This window comes from Cryobacterium inferilacus (genome assembly GCF_019599185.1).
In the GTDB taxonomy this organism is placed as follows: domain Bacteria; phylum Actinomycetota; class Actinomycetes; order Actinomycetales; family Microbacteriaceae; genus Cryobacterium; species Cryobacterium inferilacus.
Genome location: NZ_JAIEUL010000022.1, coordinates 1 through 18,548 on the forward strand (window position 1 = coordinate 1; position 18,548 = coordinate 18,548).

General features: G+C 70.2%; 13 protein-coding genes and 1 pseudogene. 10 read left to right on the forward strand and 4 right to left on the reverse strand.

All coding sequences use genetic code 11. The annotated features are described in order from the left end of the window. Nucleotides 1-175: 175 nt before the first annotated feature. Nucleotides 176-838 carry a histidine phosphatase family protein gene (locus tag K2F54_RS16105; RefSeq protein ID WP_220606877.1) on the reverse strand — a complete coding sequence of 221 codons (663 nt, stop codon included), beginning with the start codon at nucleotides 836-838 and terminating at the stop codon, nucleotides 176-178. A 294-nt stretch (nucleotides 839-1,132) separates the two neighbouring features. On the opposite strand from K2F54_RS16105, the gene K2F54_RS16110 reads away from it, so the two are divergent. The 8 genes from K2F54_RS16110 (at nucleotide 1,133) to K2F54_RS16140 (ending at nucleotide 13,958) form a co-directional block, all read left to right on the forward strand. Beyond that, the gene (locus K2F54_RS16110) at nucleotides 1,133-1,708 is read left to right on the forward strand and encodes a hypothetical protein (RefSeq protein WP_220606878.1); all 576 of its coding nucleotides are present in this window, start codon (nucleotides 1,133-1,135) and stop codon (nucleotides 1,706-1,708) included. 136 nt (nucleotides 1,709-1,844) lie between these two features. After that, nucleotides 1,845-5,345: a lamin tail domain-containing protein gene (locus K2F54_RS16115; protein ID WP_220606879.1), complete on the forward strand. Its 3,501-nt coding sequence runs from the start codon at nucleotides 1,845-1,847 to the stop codon at nucleotides 5,343-5,345. Nucleotides 5,346-5,562: 217 nt separating this feature from the next. After that, a complete protein-coding gene (locus K2F54_RS16120) occupies nucleotides 5,563-7,236 on the forward strand; it encodes an FAD-dependent oxidoreductase (protein ID WP_220606880.1) in 1,674 nt (557 codons plus the stop codon). A gap of 37 nt (nucleotides 7,237-7,273) precedes the next feature. Further along, nucleotides 7,274-7,390 (forward strand): hypothetical protein, encoded by a 117-nt coding sequence (locus K2F54_RS19765; RefSeq protein WP_489667117.1) that lies wholly within the window; start codon nucleotides 7,274-7,276, stop codon nucleotides 7,388-7,390. Nucleotides 7,391-7,497: 107 nt separating this feature from the next. Then, nucleotides 7,498-8,079 carry a hypothetical protein gene (locus K2F54_RS16125; RefSeq protein ID WP_220606881.1) on the forward strand — a complete coding sequence of 194 codons (582 nt, stop codon included), beginning with the start codon at nucleotides 7,498-7,500 and terminating at the stop codon, nucleotides 8,077-8,079. A 134-nt stretch (nucleotides 8,080-8,213) separates the two neighbouring features. Beyond that, on the forward strand, nucleotides 8,214-9,743 hold the full coding sequence (locus K2F54_RS16130) for a DUF3375 domain-containing protein (protein ID WP_220606882.1): 1,530 nt from the start codon (nucleotides 8,214-8,216) through the stop codon (nucleotides 9,741-9,743). After that, nucleotides 9,736-10,548: a DUF4194 domain-containing protein gene (locus K2F54_RS16135; RefSeq protein ID WP_220606883.1), complete on the forward strand. Its 813-nt coding sequence runs from the start codon at nucleotides 9,736-9,738 to the stop codon at nucleotides 10,546-10,548. The genes K2F54_RS16130 and K2F54_RS16135 overlap by 8 nt, the downstream gene beginning before the upstream one ends. After that, the gene (locus K2F54_RS16140; protein ID WP_220606884.1) at nucleotides 10,545-13,958 is read left to right on the forward strand and encodes an ATP-binding protein; all 3,414 of its coding nucleotides are present in this window, start codon (nucleotides 10,545-10,547) and stop codon (nucleotides 13,956-13,958) included. The genes K2F54_RS16135 and K2F54_RS16140 overlap by 4 nt, the downstream gene beginning before the upstream one ends. 219 nt (nucleotides 13,959-14,177) lie before the next feature. On the opposite strand, the gene K2F54_RS16145 is transcribed toward K2F54_RS16140, so the two are convergent. Both K2F54_RS16145 and K2F54_RS16150 read right to left on the reverse strand, forming a co-directional pair. Continuing rightward, nucleotides 14,178-14,381, reverse strand: a complete 204-nt coding sequence (locus tag K2F54_RS16145) for a hypothetical protein (protein ID WP_220606885.1) — start codon at nucleotides 14,379-14,381, stop codon at nucleotides 14,178-14,180. Nucleotides 14,382-14,471: 90 nt separating this feature from the next. After that, nucleotides 14,472-16,076 carry a DUF222 domain-containing protein gene (locus K2F54_RS16150; RefSeq protein WP_220606886.1) on the reverse strand — a complete coding sequence of 535 codons (1,605 nt, stop codon included), beginning with the start codon at nucleotides 16,074-16,076 and terminating at the stop codon, nucleotides 14,472-14,474. Nucleotides 16,077-16,295: 219 nt separating this feature from the next. On the opposite strand from K2F54_RS16150, the pseudogene K2F54_RS16155 reads away from it, so the two are divergent. Then, nucleotides 16,296-17,174 (forward strand): annotated as a pseudogene (locus K2F54_RS16155) (NAD(P)-dependent alcohol dehydrogenase); the annotation flags it as partial. A gap of 123 nt (nucleotides 17,175-17,297) precedes the next feature. Here the strand turns inward: K2F54_RS16155 and K2F54_RS16160 are convergent. Beyond that, the gene (locus tag K2F54_RS16160; protein ID WP_220606887.1) at nucleotides 17,298-17,795 is read right to left on the reverse strand and encodes a DNA alkylation repair protein; all 498 of its coding nucleotides are present in this window, start codon (nucleotides 17,793-17,795) and stop codon (nucleotides 17,298-17,300) included. A 35-nt stretch (nucleotides 17,796-17,830) separates the two neighbouring features. Between K2F54_RS16160 and K2F54_RS16165 the strand changes: the two genes are divergently transcribed. Next, the gene (locus tag K2F54_RS16165; RefSeq protein ID WP_220606888.1) at nucleotides 17,831-18,442 is read left to right on the forward strand and encodes a DinB family protein; all 612 of its coding nucleotides are present in this window, start codon (nucleotides 17,831-17,833) and stop codon (nucleotides 18,440-18,442) included. Nucleotides 18,443-18,548 lie beyond the last annotated feature (106 nt).

Sequence of the window (18,548 nt, forward strand, 5' to 3'; positions counted from 1 at the left end):
ATCTCAGGGGTAAACCGCCCGTACTTTCGATGTGCCATAACAACAATCCAATCAAATCTCATATGGACTGTCCGGAATCACCGGGTCACCGCAGGCATCCGCTGCCGCGGTGGGTGAGAAGTAGCAGGAGTTGTGCACCCGAGTCGTGCACGGGGCGCCGCTCGCGTCGGCGCGGCTAGGAGGCGTCGAGGGCCTCACCGGTCGGGTCGACAGCGTTCGTGTCGACCAGGGGCATGCCACCCAACGGCACGCCGGCCCACGAGAGCAGGGTCCAGCCCTCCTCGGGGGTGCCGGACAGTTCGACCACACCGGTGTTGTCGAGATCGTGCAGACCGGCGAACATGGGTGGCACGTTCGTGGCCCGAGCCGCCGCCCACACCCGGATGGCCGCCCCGTGGCTGAACACCGCCGCGGTGTGGCCGCTGGCCGCTGCAACGGCGATATCGGCGTCGAACCGGGCGAAGAACTCGTTGCCGTCTGCGCCGCCGGGCATCTGCACGTCGAGGTTCCCTGCACCCCAGGCGAACACGGTCTCCATGTACCGGCGCACGGACACGTGGTCGCTGCGGCGTTCGAGCGAGCCGGCCTCGATCTCGTGCAGGCCGTCGGCCACGCGGATGTCGAGGCCGCGATCGAGCGCGAGCGGTTCCGCGGTCAGCTGCGTGCGCCGCAGCGTGGAGGCGAAGATCGTGTCGACGGAGTCAAACCGAAGGGCGTCGGGGATGACCGCCGCCTGCCGTTCACCGAGGTCGGTGAGTGCGGGCCCTGGGTGGGCGGTGTCGAGCTGCCCGAGCACATTGGCGGGAGTCTGGCCGTGGCGGATCAGGAGGAGTCGCATGGTCATCCCAGCATAGGCACGGCCAGCCCGCGCGTGGTGAAGCGGTGGCAACTCCGAGTTGCCGCAGAAGTGCCCGTGCGGGCCGCCGAAGGGGGTGTTTGCGGCATGTCGGCTACTCGCGTCCCCGCGACATGCCGCAGAAGTGCCTGTCCGGCCTGCCGAAGGGGCCGTGTGCGGCAACTCGTTGAGGGTGGAGCGCCCCGAGGGCGCGGGCGTTGCCGAGTGGCCTCCCGGTGGGGGCTTGCCGTGGGGTGCGGGGACTCTTACAGTCTCCTAGGACGGACGGAGGCGACCATGGCCGACGAGCGAACATCCACGCCGTCTCTCATCGTGATCGGACTGATTTGCGGTCTGGCCTGGGCGGCCGGGTTTCGCGCCTACATGGCCGAGCTCGTGGGGCTGTCGTCCCGATTCGAGTGGAGTGGAACCTTCGGTTTCATCCTGCTGCCCGGCGCCGTGACCGGCGGGCTGCTCGGCTGGGCGGAGTCGCTGCGGCGCCGTGGGGGAGCGCGGGGATGGCGGTGGCTGGCCCTGGCGCCGCTCCTGCTCGCGGTGGCACCCTTGCTGCGGCCAGGTGCCGCGTTGGAGTTCGTGACGACGGGGATCGGCGGAGCGGCCGTGGCCGTGGCACTGATCGCCATCGGCGGCGGGTACGCCATCTCCGGCCGGGGACCGCTGTGGGGTCGAATCATTGTGGGAGTTCTCGTCGGTGCAGCGGTAGCGGCGACTCCGCTCTCGACCGGACTCTTCGGAGGTGCACGGCTGGCGCTCACGGACCCGCGCGGGGCCTGGGTGGCGGTGCTCGGTGGCTCGTTCCTGGTCGTCCTGATCCTGGCGTCGTCGATCCCGTTCCGGCGGGTGCCGCAGTAGCGGACCAGTCAGGGCCGGGTGTCGACCGGTGCTGCCGCAGGTGTTCGCCCGCTGTTCACCGCACGTTCTCCCGGCATCGCCACAGTGGACCGGGCCCATCCGAGGCTCGTCACCCACAGCCTCGAAGGGGCATTCTGTGCGCACTCACTGGCGTCGGCCAAGCCTGGCCGCCATCCTCACTCTTGCTCTGGCGGTTCCACTCGCCGCCACCGCCAGCCCGGCCCTGGCGGCACCGGCCCCGTCGGACCCGGCTCCCTCCGTCCGCATCAACGAGGTGGAGTCAGACGGCGGCACCCCCGGCGACTGGATCGAACTGACCAACACCGGCAGCACCGTGGCGGATGTCTCGGGCTGGGTCGTCAAGGATGACAAGGACGAGCGCACCTTCGCCCTGCCCGCCGACACCGTCATCGAGCCGGGCGCGTTCCTCGCTGTCGACGTCGACGGCGACGGCGCCACCAACTTCGGCCTCGGCAAGGCCGACATCGCCCGGCTCTTCCTGGCCGACGGCAGCACCCTGGTCGACTCCTATGCCTGGGCCGCGCACGCGAGCACCAGCTGGGGCCGGTGCCCGGACGGCACCGGGGAGTTCCGCGAGACCACGGCATCCACCCGCGGTGCGGCGAACGACTGCGACGTGTCCGTCGCCGACACCGTGCGCCTGAACGAGATCGAGTCCAACGGCGGCACCCCCGGCGACTGGGTCGAACTCGTCAACCTGGGAGCGGCGTCCGTCGACGTCTCCGGGCTGGTGCTCAGGGACAGTGACGACACGCACGCGGCCGTGCTGCCCGTCGGTTCGACCATCGCTGCCGGCGGTCACCTCGTCGTCGAGGCCCCCACCATGGACTACGGCCTCGGCGGAGCGGACAGCGCCCGCTTGTTCGACACCGACGGGGTCACCCTGATCGACTCCTATGCGTGGACGGCGCACGCCGCTTCGACCTACGGCCGCTGCCCTGACGGTATCGGTGAATTCGCCGACACGGCCACGGCGACCCAGGGAGCGGCCAACGACTGCGTCGTACCCGTCACGCCGGAGGTGAGCATCACTGAGACCGAGTCCAGCGGCGGCACGCCGGGCGACTGGGTGGAGCTGTTCAACCCCGGCGCGATCGATGTCGATCTCACCGGCTGGATCGTGCGCGACAACGACGACACCCACACGGCAGTGCTGCCCAGCGGCTCCGTCATCTCCGCCGGCGGCTACTTCGTGGTCGAGGAGGGCATGCTCGGCTTCGGCCTGGGCTCGGCAGACTCCGCTCGCCTGTTCGCCCCGGACGGCTTCACACTGGTGAGTTCGGTGAGCTGGACCAGCCACGCGGCCACGACCTGGGGCATCTGCCCTGGAGGCACCGAGCTGACCCAGATGACCTCCTCGACCAAGGGCGCCGCGAACGACTGCGGTTCGCCCGTGCGCCTCAACGAGATCGAGTCGAGCGGCGGCACGCCCGGTGACTGGCTCGAGCTGGTCAACAACGGTGCGACCGACGCGGATGTCTCCGGCTTCGTCCTGAAGGACAACGACGACACCCACGCCCTCGTTCTGGCGACGGGCACGAGCATCGCGGCCGGGGGATACCTCGCGATCGACCTGGACGTCGACGGCGGCTTCGGCCTCGGTGGCGCCGACACCGCCCGCCTCTTCGCCGCCGCCGAAAGCACCCTGCTCGACAGCTACTCGTGGACCGCGCACGCCACGACCAGCTACGGTCGCTGTGCCGATGGCACCGGCGACTTCGCAGCGACGACGGCCAGTACCAAGGGCGCCGCGAACAGCTGCACCGGCGACCTGGTCACCGCGGCCTGGCCCGGCTCGGCGGAGGTTCGCACCGTCGACCCCGCCGGCGTGCTCGGCGGCAACATGAGCGGACTCGCCTACGAAGACGACAGCGCTGCAGCGGGCACCGCGGGTGACGTGCTCTGGGCCGCTAAGAACGGCACCGGCGCGCTCTACAAGCTCGTCGCCGACGGCGCCGGCTGGGCGCCGGACACCACCGACGGCTGGGGCACGGGCAAGGTGCTGCACTACACCGACGGCACCGGCGACGTGGACGCCGAGGGCGTCGCGCTGACCTCGGCGGGCGCCGACGGCGGCATCTTCATCGCCAGCGAGCGCAACAATGCTGTGAGCGGCGTGAGCCGGCCCGCGGTGCTGCGCTATGACGCATCCGGCACGGGCGCCGAGCTCGCCGCCGACCAGGAGTGGAACCTCACCGCCGACCTGCCCGTCGTGGGCGCCAACGCCGGACTCGAGGCGATCGCGTGGGTGCCGGACACCTTCCTGGTGGCCGAGGGCATGCTCGACGAAACCACGAACGCCGCCTACGACCCGGCCGACTACTCCGGACACGGTACCGGCCTATTCTTCGTGGGCCTCGAGGCAAACGGCACGATCTACGCCTACGCCCTCGACCAGAACTCGGGGGACTACACCCGAGTCGCCACCATCGCCAGCGGATTCAGCGGTGTGATGGACCTCGAATTCGAGGCGGCGACCGGTCGGTTCTGGGCTGTCTGCGACGACACCTGCGACGGCCGCTCCGCGGTGCTGGAGGTGGCGCAGACCGGTGACAACGACGGTCGCTTCGCCGTGAGCCGCGTCTACGAGCGCCCCGCTTCGATGCCCAACCTCAACAATGAGGGCTTCGCCATCGCGCCGCAGGGCAGCTGCTCCGAGGGAACGACCAGCGTGTTCTGGGCCGATGACTCCAACACCGACGGCTTCGCTATCCGCACCGGCAGCATCGACTGCAGCCCGGTCGACCCCGAGCCGACGCCCGGCCCGACCCCGGTGCCGACGACGGAGCCGACCCCGGTACCGACGACTGAGCCGAGCCCGGTGCCGACGACCGAGCCGACCCCGGTGCCGACGACTGAGCCGAGCCCGGTGCCGACGACCGAGCCGACCCCGGTGCCGACGACGGAGCCGACCCCGGTGCCGACGACGGAGCCGACCCCGGTGCCGACGACGGAGCCGAGCCCGGTGCCGACGACTGAGCCGAGCCCGGTGCCGACGACCGAGCCGAGCCCGGTGCCGACGACTGAGCCGAGCCCGGTGCCGACGACGGAGCCGAGCCCGGTGCCGACGGCGGAGCCGATCCCGGTGCCGACGACGGAGCCGATTCCGGTGCCGATCCCGGTGCCGGCCCCCGCGCCGACCACGGCGCCCGTCACCGTTCCGGGATCGACCCCTCCCGCGCCGGTGCCGAACGACGCCCTGACCGACTCCGCCCGCGGACCGGTCTCGGCTCCGGCCGGCGCCACCGTGGGCAGCGTCATCACGGTCACCGTCGGCAGCGCCTTCGCCGGCGAACCGGTGCATGTCTGGCTGCACTCCACGCCCACGCTGCTGGCCTCCACCACGGTCAGTGCCGCCGGCACCGTGCGGGTGGCCATCCCCGCCGACACCGCACCGGGAGCGCACCGCGTCGTGGTCGTCGCCGAGGACGGCACGCTGATCGGTTGGGACGACATCCTGATCACCGGCACCGCGGCCACCGGGACCGTCGGCACAGCAGGCAGCCTGGCGAGCACCGGTGTGAACGTGGTCACGCCCGCGCTCATTGCGCTGCTCGCCCTGATCGCGGGTGCGGCCGTGCTGGTGCTTCGTCGGAAGCGCACCGCCACGATGTAGCCCGAGGTGGAGGCGCCACAGACGCCGCTGCTCAACCGTCCGGCGGTCGCACCCACGAGGGTGCGGCCGCCGGACGCTCGTGTCCGGGCCGAATCGTTTCATTTCGGCACATCGCACAGTGCTGAGGCGCGCACACTGTGCGAAGTGCCGAAACGAGAGTGATGGTCCGCCCGCACTCGACTTGCAGATACCCCCTGGGGTATAGCAAGATGGACTCATGACCAAGAACCGATACATCATCATCGGCGGCGTCGCGGGCGGAATGTCTGCGGCCACCCGTCTGCGTCGCCTCGACGAGAACGCCCAGATCATCGTGTTCGAACGCGGCGGCCACGTCTCGTTCGCCAACTGCGGGCTGCCCTATTACCTCGGCGGCGTCATCGAAGAACGCTCCAGCCTGCTGCTGCAGACGCCCGCGTCGCTGGCCGGCCGCTTTGCCCTCGACGTACGCGTGCGCACCGAGGTGATCGGCATTGACAGCGCCGCCAAGACCGTCACCGTGCGTGACCTCGCCAGCGGCCAGGAGTCGACCGAGGCGTACGACGCCCTTGTGCTCTCACCCGGCGCGTCACCCGTGCGGCCGCCGCTGCCCGGTGGCGAGCGGATGCTGACCCTGCGCGACATCGACGACGTCGACGCCGCCATGGCCGCCCTCGCCGTGGCGCCGAAGAGCGCCCTCGTGATCGGAGCCGGCTTCATCGGCCTCGAAATGGTGGAGAACCTCGTGCACCGTGGCCTGGACGTCACCCTCGTGGAACTCGGCGACCAGGTGCTGCCTCCGCTCGACCCCGAAATGGCCGGCCCCGTCGCCGAGCGGCTGCGGGCCGCCGGCGTGAGCGTGCGCCTGGGTACCCAGGTCGCCGAGATCGGTGAGACCAGTGCCACCCTCAGCGACGGCAGCGTCGTCGCGGCCGACTTCGTGCTCGCCGCCATCGGTGTGCGGCCAGACACCGCCCTGGCCAAGGCCGCCGGCCTCACAATCGGTGAGCGCGGCGGCATCGCCGTGGACGACCAGCTGCGCACCAGCGCCCCCGACGTCTACGCCATCGGCGACGCCGTCGAGAAGACCGACGCCATCTCCGGTGAGCAGCGCCTGGTGGCCCTGGCCGGCCTGGCCAACCGCCACGGCCGCCTGGTCGCCGACGTGATCACCGGCAAGACCATCCGGGTGCGCCCGGCCCTCGGCACCGCCGTGGTGGGCATGATGGGGCTCACCATCGCCGCCACCGGCTGGAACGAAAAGCTGCTGCGCGGCCGGGGCCGCAACATCCGGGTGCTCCACACCCACCCCGCCTCACACACCGGCTACTACCCTGGAGCGGAATCGATGGCGCTCAAGCTCGTCGTCGACGCCGACACCGATGCCATCCTCGGCGCCCAGGGCGTGGGCGGCGACGGGGTCGACAAGCGCATCGACGTGATCGCGACGGCCATGGCCGGCGGCATCACCGCATCCGAACTCGCCGACCTCGAACTGGCTTACGCACCCCAGTTCTCCTCGGCCAAGGACCCGGTGAACATGCTCGGCTACGTGGCACTCAACGCCGCGGAGGGCCTGACCCCGTCGGTGCAATGGCACGAACTCGACGCCGAGCGCGCCGCCGGCGCCACCCTGGTGGATGTGCGCACGGCGGGGGAGTACGCCGAGGCCGCGATCCCCGGCTCGGTCAACATCCCGCTCGACGACATCCGTGCCCGCCAGGCCGACCTGCCAGATGGTCGCCTGATCGTGCACTGCAAGGTGGGCCAGCGCGGCCACACCGCCGTGCGGCTGCTCGCCCAGCTCGGCCGCGACGCGGTCAACCTCGACGGCGGCTACCTCACCTGGGCCGCCGGCACGGATGCGGCGCGGAGCGACCAAGAGCGCGCCGACGCCCTGCTCCCCGCCTGAGCCCCCACCCGCACCAATTCACTCAAAGGAGTCATTCATGTGTAGTGCAGTCCGATGCAACACCTGCGGCAAGATCACCTGGGCCGGCTGCGGCGAACACGTCGCCAGCGTCATGGCCGACGTGCCACCCGCCCAGCGGTGCAGCTGTAACTGACCGCTCGCTGGTGCACCACCGCTGAGAGGGCAGTTGGGGTGGGTGTGGAGCGTTCGCACTGACCTCAACTGACCTCTCGCCAGGGTGCGGCTGAGTAAACTGAACCTGTGACGGATGCGACGCAGCACACCCGGGTGCCGCTGGCGCGCATCGTGGACGAGGGGCTGCTCATCGCGCTCTCCTCCGTGCGCATGGCCGTGAAGAACGACATCATTGTCTCCGGCCTGGCCGAACACGCCGACTTCGACCCGGCCAGGTTCGCCGCCACCACCCGCAGGGAACTGCTCGCCCTCGCCGAGGAGAACCGGGAGTCCGCGATCCGGGTGGCCCGCCAACGCAAGGACCTGAAAGCGTCGACCTGGCGGCTGGATCTCTCCGACGATCAGCAGATGGACATCCGCCAGTTCAAGAAGCGCACTCGCGTGCACAAGAAGCTCGCCGGTGCCCTGACCGGCGTGGCCGACGATGACGACCAGATCGTGCGCCTGGTGCAGGAGGCGAAAAACGCGGCCAGCGCCGAGGTACAAGACGCCATGCGTACCAGGCTGTTGCGTCTGTCGATCGACCCGTCGGAGCCGGATTACCAGCTTCACCGGGCCGAACGCACCGAGATGTTCCTGCTGGTGGACCTGGCGTTGCTCCGGTTGAAGGCCGACGCCGCGGCCGGGGACGGGGACGACGGCTACTGACGGCGGGCGCGGGCCAGCCGGATGCCCGCGAGGGTCGGTTCGGGCGACTACGGTTGAGGAGGCCGTTACGGCCGAGCCTGCTGGGGTGTGCCCGTCTGGGCGAGCCGGATCAGGGCCTGAAGGGAACGTGCGTGGTGAGTGAGATTGCGGGTGAATTGGCGCGGGTGCGCGATGCCTTCGACCGACCGACCCTGCGGCTGCTCGACCGCAAGTGGGCGCCGTTTGTGCTCGCCGTGTTCAAGTCCTCGTTCAGCCGTGACCGCCGCAGCGTGCAGGCCGACCGGCTGCACACCCAGGTGGATGCCTACCTGGCCGACCTCCGCTCCACCGGCGTCGACGTTCCCGGCCGCAACGGCCGGGCGCTCTGCGTGCAGTGGATGAACGACCAGTGGCTCTACCGCGAGACCGGCGATGACGACCAGGAGCAGTACTCGCTCACCTCGCACGCCCTCGAGGCGCTGCTGCTCGTCGACGGGCTCTCCCGTGATCGCGCCCTGATCAGCGAATCCCGGCTCACCACGATCGTCGCCACCGTGCGCCACCGCGCCACCCAGGCGAACCCGGACCGCGACGAACGCATCCGCCGGCTCGACCTGGAGATGGCCGCGCTGGCCGCCGAGCGCGACCGGCTGGCCGCGGGCGGTGAGGTCGCGGCGGCGACCAACAACCAGATGCACGAGGGCTACGACAACCTCATCGACCTCATCACGCAACTGCCCAGCGACTTCAAACGGGTCGAGGAGTCGGTCGCCGGCATGCACCGGCAGATCGTGAACGACTTCCGTGGCGAGGAACGACCCATCAGCGAGGTCCTCGACGAGTACCTCTCCAAGACGGATGCGCTGATGTCGTCGACCGCCGAAGGGCGCGCGTTCGAGGGTGCCATCGTGCTGCTGCGCGACGAGGACCTGCTCGCCACGCTCAAGACCGACCTCGAGTCGATCCTGTTGCACCCGTTCGCCCTCGAGCTGAGTGCCGAGGAACGGCGCAGCTTCATGAGCACGGTCAGCCTGATCCGCAAAGGTGTGGATGACGTGCTCACCCAGCGCAACGGCCTCACCACCACGCTCCGCGAGCACATCGTCAACCACGACGTGGTCAAGGACCGCGAACTCGAGCGGCTGCTGCGGGAGATCAACAAGGAACTCGCCGTCTGGATGGAGACCGCGGGACCGCGATCCACCGTCACCGCCGAGTTGATGCCGGGCACCCTCGAGCTCGACCACCTGCGCGAACGCTTCTACGACCCCGTGGCGCACATCGCGCCGCCGCCCCTCGACGACGTCTCGGCGTTCGCGCCGGAGCCGCAGAGCCTCGACGACATGCGCACCCAGGGCGGCCCGCTGCTCGGCGAGCTGCGGGACGCCATCGTGACGGCGTTCAGTACCGAGGGCGCCGCATCCGTCGGTGACGCCTTCAACAAGCTGGAGCCGGGCATGCGCCGCCCGGTGGAGATCCTCGGGCTCCTGCAACTCGCCACCCAGGTCGACGCCGTTGACGGCACCGGTCGCACCGATGCCGAGTCCGGCGCCCCGGCGACCGAGGCCTTCGACACCGTGCGGCCGGATGGCTCCTGCCGCACCTTCACGGTGCCGCGCATCACCCTGACCGACGCTGACACCGCGGCCCTGGCCGCCCTGAACTATGGACCTGATCATGACTGACGACGCGACCGACGAGACGATGACCGGGGCGGCCGCCGAGGCGCCGGACGAGACGACCGACGCGGTGTCGGCCGAGGACGCCGCGCAGAGCTTCTCGCTGTTCGAGGGCGACGAGGGCGGCCTCACCGTGGAACAGCGCCGCACGCTGGTGCTGCTGCTCAAGCACCGCTACATCTCCGCGGCGTTGCAGCCCGCCGAGTGGCGCACCCTGCTCGCCTCGCAGCGGTTGCTGACCTCGCGCTTGAACGACCTCTTCCTCGACCTGCACGTCGACCTGCACTACGAGGTGGCCTTCAAACGCCAGGCCGTCGGCGAGGGCGGGGAGAAGTTCCCCACCCTGTTGCACGACGTGGCGTACACCCGCGAGGAGACCATCCTGCTGGTGCTGCTGCGGCAGCGTTTCCGCAGCGAACGGGCCAACGGCGTGGACATCGTCATCGTCGACAGGGACAACCTCGTCGACAACGTCGCGCACTTCCGGCCAGAGCACGCCACCGACAGGTTCGGCGATGCCCGGCGAGCCACCGCGGCCGTGGACAGCCTGGCCAAGGCCAGGGTGTTGCTGAAGACCAGCGACCCGGACCGGTTCCGGATCTCCGCCGTGATCGAGGTGCTGTTGCCCATCGAGCGGCTCACCGAACTGTGGCAGTGGCTGGTGGACCAGAACGGCACAGAGCAGCCGGATGCCGCCGCCGCGGCCGTGCTGGACACCGCCGTTCTCGACAGCACCGCGCTCGACAGCCCCGTTCTCGACAGCACCGTCCCCACCGCCCCTGCCGACCCCGCCCTGGAGGCAGCCTCATGACCGATTCCCCGCTCTTCCACATGGACGGCGCCACCGAGGGCACCACCCAGTGGCGTGCGGAGTCCTTCCAGATGGTCAACTGGGGTGGCTTCCAGGGCCACCACAGCGTCGACTTCGCCACCTCAGCCACCCTGGTCTCCGGCGCATCCGGTACCGGTAAGTCCAGCCTGCTCGACGCCTACCTGGCGCTGATGATGCCCTCGGACACCCCGTTCAACGGCGCCTCCAACGACGCCGGGTCCGGTCGGGCCCGTAGCGTCGACCAGCGCAACCTGATGACGTACCTGCGCGGCAAGACCGACTCCACCCGCGAGGCCGACACCGGGGCGATGCACGACCAGGTGCTGCGCGGCGCCGACTCGGCCACCTGGGGCGCCGTGGCGATGACCTTCATCGACGACAACCAGCGCCGTTTCACCGTGCTGCGGGCGTACTTCGTGCCGCGGGGAGCCACGAAGTTCGCCGATGTGACCATGAAGATGGCCACCCGCGACGGTGTGCTCGACCTGCGCGAACTCGCCGACGTCACCGAGGCCCGCTTCGACAAGCGTGCCCTGAAGAACCGGTTCAGCGACCTCGACGTGTTCGACACCTACGCGGCGTTCTCGCAGACGCTCTACACCCGGCTCGGCATCGGCGCCAACGGCGAGGGCGGCAAGGCGTTGCGCCTGCTCGCGCGCATCCAGGCCGGTCAGCAGGTGAAGACCGTGGACGGCCTCTACAAGTCGATGGTGCTCGAGGAACCCTCCACCTACGCCGCGGCCGACAAGGCCGTCGACCACTTCGAAGACCTCGAGCGCTCCTACGGAGCCATGGTCACCGAGGCGCAGAAGGCCAAGGTGCTGGAACGCCTGCCGGAGCTGTACCGTGACTACGAGAACGCCACCGCCAAGGCCGACCTGATCGACCGGTTCGGTGTGCACCAGGGCGGCGACACCCCGTTCGTGCTCTGGCAGCTGCTCACCGAGCACGGCCTGCTCGATGCCGCGGCGGACACCAACCGGATCAACCGGCGGGAGAACCAGGCCGCTTTCACCTCGGCCAGGGATGCCGAAACCGCGCTGAAGGGCCGGGTCGCCGACCTGCAGCACCAGCAGCGTGACAACGGCGGCGACGTGCTCGCCGGCCTGCAGAACGAGCTCGATGTGCTCGCCGCCAAGCGTGACGACGTGGCCGCCGAGCGGGCCAGGTTCGACGACCGGATCGGTCTGCGCGATGCCGACGGAACCGCCGTCATCGACGCCGACGCCATCGACTCGGCCGACAGCTTCGCCGCCGCGCAACTGGCCGCTGAGGCCTTCGTCGCCGGTTTCGCCGCTACCGAGCAGGAGCTCGACCTGGAGCGGGTGGCGCTGCAGCGCACCGCATACCCGATCGAGGAGAAGATCCGCACCCTCAAGCAGGAGCACGGATTCCTCAGGGGCCGGGCCAGCCTGGTACCGCAGCACCTGCACAACGCCAGGCTGATGATCGCCGAGGCCGCGGGCATTCCCGCCGAGGAGCTGCCCTTCGTGGCCGAGCTCATCGACATCGCACCGGGGGAGGACGCCTGGCGGCAGGCCGCCGAGGTCACCCTGGCGTCGGTGGTGCGCGTGATGCTGGTCGACGAGACGCGCCTGCGGGCCCTCGGCGAGGCCATCGACCCGCTGCACATCCCGGTGCGCATCCACTTCGAGGGTGTCGCGTTGCACCCGCACCAGAAGGTGCACCCCGACCCGCGCTACGTCTCGGGCAAGCTGGTCTTCAAGGACTCGCCGTTCAGCCGCTGGGTGCAGGATCGCGCCCAGTCGCCGTCGATCGACGCGCTCTGCGTGGCCGGTGCGGAGGACCTCGCCGGCGACGGCGCCAGGGTCACCCAGGCCGGGCAGACCCGCAACGGCAAGCGCGGCTCGCACGGGTGGAACAAGGACCAGCGCTCCATCATCGGCTTCTCCAGCGGAGTGCGCCTGGCCGAGATCGACGACGAGCTGGCCGCGCTCAGGGCCTCCGCCGACTCGCTCGCGCAGAGGGCATCCGCCAAGGCCGGACAGATCATCGCGCTACGCAGGCAGAAGGATGCGCACCAGCACGTGATCGACACGGTCTGGGCCAGCATCGATGTTGCGGCCGCCCAGGCCCGGATCGGCGACAAGGAGGCCGAACGGGAACGCCTGCTCGCCACCAGCGACGTGCTGCGCGGCCTCAAGGACGAAGAGGCACGCCTGACGGCGGAGCTGGAAGCCGCCCAGAAGCACAAGCACGAGACCGAACGGGCCGGGGCCGTGCTCGCGGACGAACACGCCGCGATCGTGGACCGGCAGGACGCGGTGAACGACGCCCTCGAGCGCATCCAGGCCGATGACAGCGTGAGTCTGACCGAGGAACACTCGGCCCTGTTGAACGCCCAGTTCGCCGCCGTCGGCGACAGCACCGACCTGGCCACCTTCGCGAGCGGGCTCAAGCGGCTGCGGGAACGCCTCATCGAGCAGTCCAGCCAAGACCGCGAGACCGCGCGCAGCGCCAGGAACACCCTGATCGGCATCTTCGAAACCTTCCAGAGCCGCTGGCCTGACCCCAACATCGGTGTCGGCATGGAGTCGTACTCCAGTTACAACGACATCCTCGACGCTGTGTACACCCTCGGCCTGTTCGAGCGTCGGCAGGAGTGGAAACGCCGGTTGTCGTCGTGGAGCGGGCAGGACCTCGTTCCGCTCGTCGGCGCGTTCACCACCTCGATCGAGGAGATCGAGGACCGGTTGCGACCGATCAACGACATCCTGCGCACCCTGCCGTTCGGGGCGGGGCGGGACCGGCTGCAGATCTCCCTGCGCCGGCTGCACCGCGACGACTCCACGGCCTTCCGCAAGGAGCTCAAGCTGCTCTCCTCCGGCACGACCGAAGAGTTCACCGACGAGCAGACCGAGGACAGGTTCAGGCGGCTGCAGGCGTTCATGAACCTCATTCGACGACCGGATGACGCGGGCACGATCGATTCCGACCGGGACCTGCTGCTGGATGTGCGCCGGCACGTGGAGATCACGGCCGTGCGCACCACCCCTGACGGTGTGGAGGTCAGCACGTACTCCTCGCTCGGCGGGAAGAGTGGTGGCGAGTCGCAGGAGCTGGTGGCGTTCGTCGTCGGTGCGGCCCTGCGCTTCCAGCTCGGCGACGAGAGCCGCACCCGGCCCCGCTTCGCCCCGGTTTTCCTCGACGAGGGGTTCGTGAAGTCGGACTCCGAGTTCGCCGGCCGGGCCGTCGCGGCCTGGAAGGGCCTGGGCTTCCAGCTGATCGTGGGATCACCGCTGGACAAGGTCACCGCCCTCGAGCCGCACATGGACCTGGTGCTCTCGGTGACCAAGAACACCGGCACAGGGTTCTCCTACATCACCCCGCTCGCCTCGCCGGCGGCCGAGGAGGGCGAAGCCGCCTGACGCCCCTGGGGGCGGTCAGGGCGCGCACCGCCTTCGCGGCGGCGATGGCTAGGTGCGCGCCAGCGCCGGCAGGAACCACATGATCGCCGCGACGGTGAGGGCCGCCGCCACGCCGGTCAGGACGATGTGCGGAATCCGCAGCCAGAGCGACCGGGCGGGAATCACGAGCAGGTACGCGAGTGAGGTGAGGAAGATCCCGGTGGCAGCGGCAGGGACCAGTCAGATGCCCCCGACCAAGATCGCTTGGAACGGCGCGGCCGGTCGGGTGACCGAGTCGCCGTTCGCTTCGACGAACGCGGCGATGCCGGCGATGGCCGCGACCGCCAGGACCGCAATGATCATGACGCCCGGGACCGCGTGCACCCAACGGCGGCTTCGTTGCGACGGTGCAGCGGCGGGTGCTGGTGCGGGCTGATAGGTCATGGTTCCTCAGGCTAGCGGCACTGCAGACGATCTGACGGACCACTTTCGGTGCGTGCAGTCCGGCTTGGCGTCGTCACACGCGGGTGCCGCTCAGTGCTGGTCGGGCGGGTGCTGCTCGAGGGCGGCATGGCTTTTGCCGTGCAGTCGGATGAGGGTTTGGCCGGGATCGACCGCGGCCGGGGGTCTGAGCCAGTAGGTGCCGTGGTTCTCGAAGATCTGCCAGCCCTGGTTGTGCAGCAGCAGGTGGTGTGGTGGGCAGAGCAGGATGCCCGAGCGGATGTCGGTGCTGCCGTGGTCGCGCAGCCATTGGTCGAGGTGGTGGGCTTCGGTGCGGGAGGGGGGTTTGTCGCACTCGCCCCACATGCAGCCGCCGTCGCGGGCGGCCAGGGCGAGTCGTTGGGCCTGGCTGAAGATACGTTCTTCCCGCCCGAGATTCAACGGTTGGCCGTCGGTGTCGAAGCTGACCTCGACGGTGCCGCTGGTGCAGATGATCCGGTCGATGGTCTCTTGGGAGACCGGGGTCGGGTTGCCTTCGATGAAGCCGTGGCCGGTGCCGTCGGGGATCGCGACCAGGGCCGCGGTCGGATCGGGCTCTGCGGCCGGGCCCGTGGGTGCGGCCGGTGCGTGCGGGGCCGCGGTGGTCAGGATGCGGACGGCGGGGGTGCGGCCGCCGAGCATCCGATCCGGGTTGACGGTGCTGCCGGCCTTGAGCAGTTCGAGGAAGCCGTCGGCGGTGAGTTGGTCGGTGCTGCGCGGGTCGTCCTGCACGGCTTTGGCCCAGGCGGCCCGGTCGGGGTCGACGAAGCGCACGCCGCCGCGGCGGGGGCCGGTGAGGCTGTCGTAGACATCCAGGATGTATTGGCCCTGTTCCGGCGGGAACAGGCCGTGCACGTGGACCTGGCCGGTATCGATTCTCCAGACCCGCAGGTAGCGGTCGTCCCAGGCCTTCTTCTCCCGCACGGCGATGCCGGCCTCGTCGAGGCTGTCCCGCATCCGGCGCGCCCGCTTGAGCAGCTCGTCCACGGTCAGCCGGGTGGCCTCGTGCACCAGGGTGTGCACGGCGTCGGCGAGCTTCTCGGCGGTGACGACGGCGTCGATGTCACCGAGCCCGGTGCGGATCGCGTGCGCGGCGGCAACGGAGAGGGTGCCGGTGGCGGCGGCACGGGAGATCGGCGCGTACCAGGGCAGGGCGGCGGGCTCCGCGTCGATGGTGGTCTGGTCGAAGAGGCCGGGTGGCGCGCCCGCTTCGCCCGGGTCGTCGGTCCCGTCGAGCACCCGCCGCGCCTGCTCTTCCGCGGCCGCATCGGCCGCTTCGGTGTCGGCGAGCATCCGGCCCACATCCACGAGCTTGCGGGCGTCGTGTCGGGTGGAGCCGGTGAAGTTCTGGATCAGCTCGGCGGGGGAGAGGAAGCCCTGCTGGGCCGCGAGGCCCTGCTGACCGAGCTCGGGTCGGGACCGGTGCGCGAGGGTTTTCGCCAGCCACGCCTTGCGGGTTTCGACCAGCTGGCTCAGCCGGGCCAGGTCCCGCTGACCGGCGAGCAGCTCCGCATCCGTCAGGGCGTCGTAGTCGGTGCTGCAGGCCCCCAACCGCTCGACCGGCACCACCGCGGCGGCCAGTGAACCGGCCAGCGAATCGGCGGCCAGGGCCGGTTTCGGCGGGGTGTCGGGGGCGGATACAGCTGCGATGCTGGGCATGTAGTGAGAATAGCTCAGTATCGAAGTCTTGTGTTGTGAAAATCCGGGTTGTGGAGAACTTTTTTCGGCCGTGCCGCGGGGGAATCGAGGGTGGTCTTCCCGACCGCTCGGGTGTTCAATCGACGAGGTCGACGATGCCCGGCTGGGCTAGACAGCCGCGAACCTGACCGAGCGCAGTATCCACGGCACGTGCCTCACCCCGACAGTCTGGAGACCTTCATGAGGGCCATCGTTCAGGACCGCTATGGCTCGGCCGACGTGCTGCACCCCGCCGAGATCGAGACGCCCGCCGTGGGCGACGACGATGTGCTCGTCAGGGTCGTGGCGGCGAGCCTGCACGTGGGGGACTGGCACCTGATGACCGGTGAGCCCTACCTCGTACGGGCCGCGGTGGGGCTTCGCGCCCCGAAGACCCGGGTGCGGGGTATGGATGTCGCCGGTCGGGTCGAGGCCGTCGGCATCGACGTCACCCGATTTCGGCCCGGCGACGAGGTCTTCGGCGTCGGCGAGGGATCCCTGGCCGAGTTCACCATCGCCGGCGCCGACAAGCTCGAACCCAAACCGGCGGCGCTGAACTTCGAGCAGGCCGCGGCGGTGCCCACCTCGGCCGTCACGGCGTTGCAGGCCCTGGCCCCGTTGCGGGCCGCCGGCCCGGGGCAGCGGGTGCTCGTGATCGGGGCCTCAGGAGCGGTCGGCGGCTACGCCGTGCAGATCGCCCACGGCTCTGGCGCGCACGTGACCGGGGTCGCGAGCGCCGCCAAGCTCGACTACGTGCTGTCGCTGGGGGCGGATGCGGCGGTGGACTACACCCGCGGCGACATCACCCGCTCTGGCGAGCGATACGACCTCGTGCTCGACACCGGCGGCAACCGGTCGGTGTCGTCGCTACGCCGGCTCCTGGCCCGCCGCGGCACCCTGGTGATCATCGGCGGGGATGGCGGCGGCCGGGTGACCGGCGGGTTCGAGCGATCCCTCCTGGCCCTGTTGCTGTCGCCGTTCGTGCCGCAGAAACTCACCGGCCTGGTCTCGACCGTGCGCCAGGAAGACCTGCACACCCTGGCCGGTCTGCTCGACACGGGTGCGATCCGGCCCGTCATCGACCGGGTCTACCCCCCTCGACGAGGCGGCGACGGCCATGCGCCGGCTCACCGACGGCAGCCTCAGGGGCAAGGTCGTCATCACGGTGTAGCCGCCCCGGCCGCCCCACCCCGGCCGATCGGCTCAGATCGGCTCGAGCCGCGTTCGCACCAGCTCGGCGGCCCGACGCGGCCCGGCACCGGGCTCCGTCGCCCAGCGACCGATCACCGCCAGGGCACGCCCGCGGGCACCGGCGGGCAGCGCCGTGATCAGGGGCGCCACCACATCCGTCGCCAGCGGATCGATGAGTGCGGGCACCCCGGCCTGGCGCAGGAAACCCTCGATGCGGGTGAGGTCGGAGGCGCGCAGTAGGCGCACGTGGGTCTGCAGCAGCACGATGGCCGCGAGGCGGCGCTCGAAGACCGGCTCCGCCCACAGCTCGCTGCTGAGCAGCGTGATCTCGTCGTGGCAGAGCCCCGGGTAGCGGCGGCCGGCGTCCCGGATGGTGCCGCGCACGGCCCCGACGGAGGCCCCGTAGAAGACGAGCCCGGTGCCGCCCACGCGGTGCAGGTCGGCCTCCGCCCGTTCCCAGGTGCTCTCGTTCTGCAGGGTGGCGTCCACGAACTCGCCGGCTGCACTCATCTCCCCATTCTCGCCGATCTGCGAGGCTGGTCGGCATGACCGCTGCCGACCAGACCGCTGCCGACATGACCGCTGCTGACCAGACCGCTGACCTTCGTCTCTACCTGCAGAGCGCCAGGGACGCCCTGCTCTGGAAACTCGAGGGGCTGAGCGAGTACGACCTGCGGCGGCCGATGGTGCCGACCGGCACCAACCTGCTCGGCCTGGTCAAGCACATGGCCGGCGTGGAGGCGGGCTATCTGGGCGACACCTTCGGCCGGCCGTTCCCCGAGACGCTGCCCTGGATGGAGGACGATGCCGAGGACAACGCCGACATGTGGGCCACCCTGGACGAGCGCAGCGCCGACATCGTGGCGCTGTACCGCCGGGTCTGGGCGCACTCCGCGGTCACGCTCGAGACCGTGCCGCTGCACGGCCTGGGCCGGGTGGCCTGGTGGCCGGAGGACCGCAACACCGTCACGCTGCACCGCATCCTGCTGCACCTGATCAGCGAGACCCACCGGCACGCCGGGCACGCCGACATCGTGCGGGAACTCCTCGACGGCGCGGCCGGCATGCGGCAGGGCAACAGCAATCTGCCCCCCGCGGAGGCGGACTGGTGGGCGGGCTATCACGACCGATTGGAGCAGGTGGCCCGCGACGCGTGACCGTTCCCGACCGGTCTCGGCCCGGCGTCGGTTCGGCCACGCTTCGTGCACCGGTTCGTTGACGCGTAAACCAGACGCATAAGCTGGACTGCGCCGCAGAGGCGCG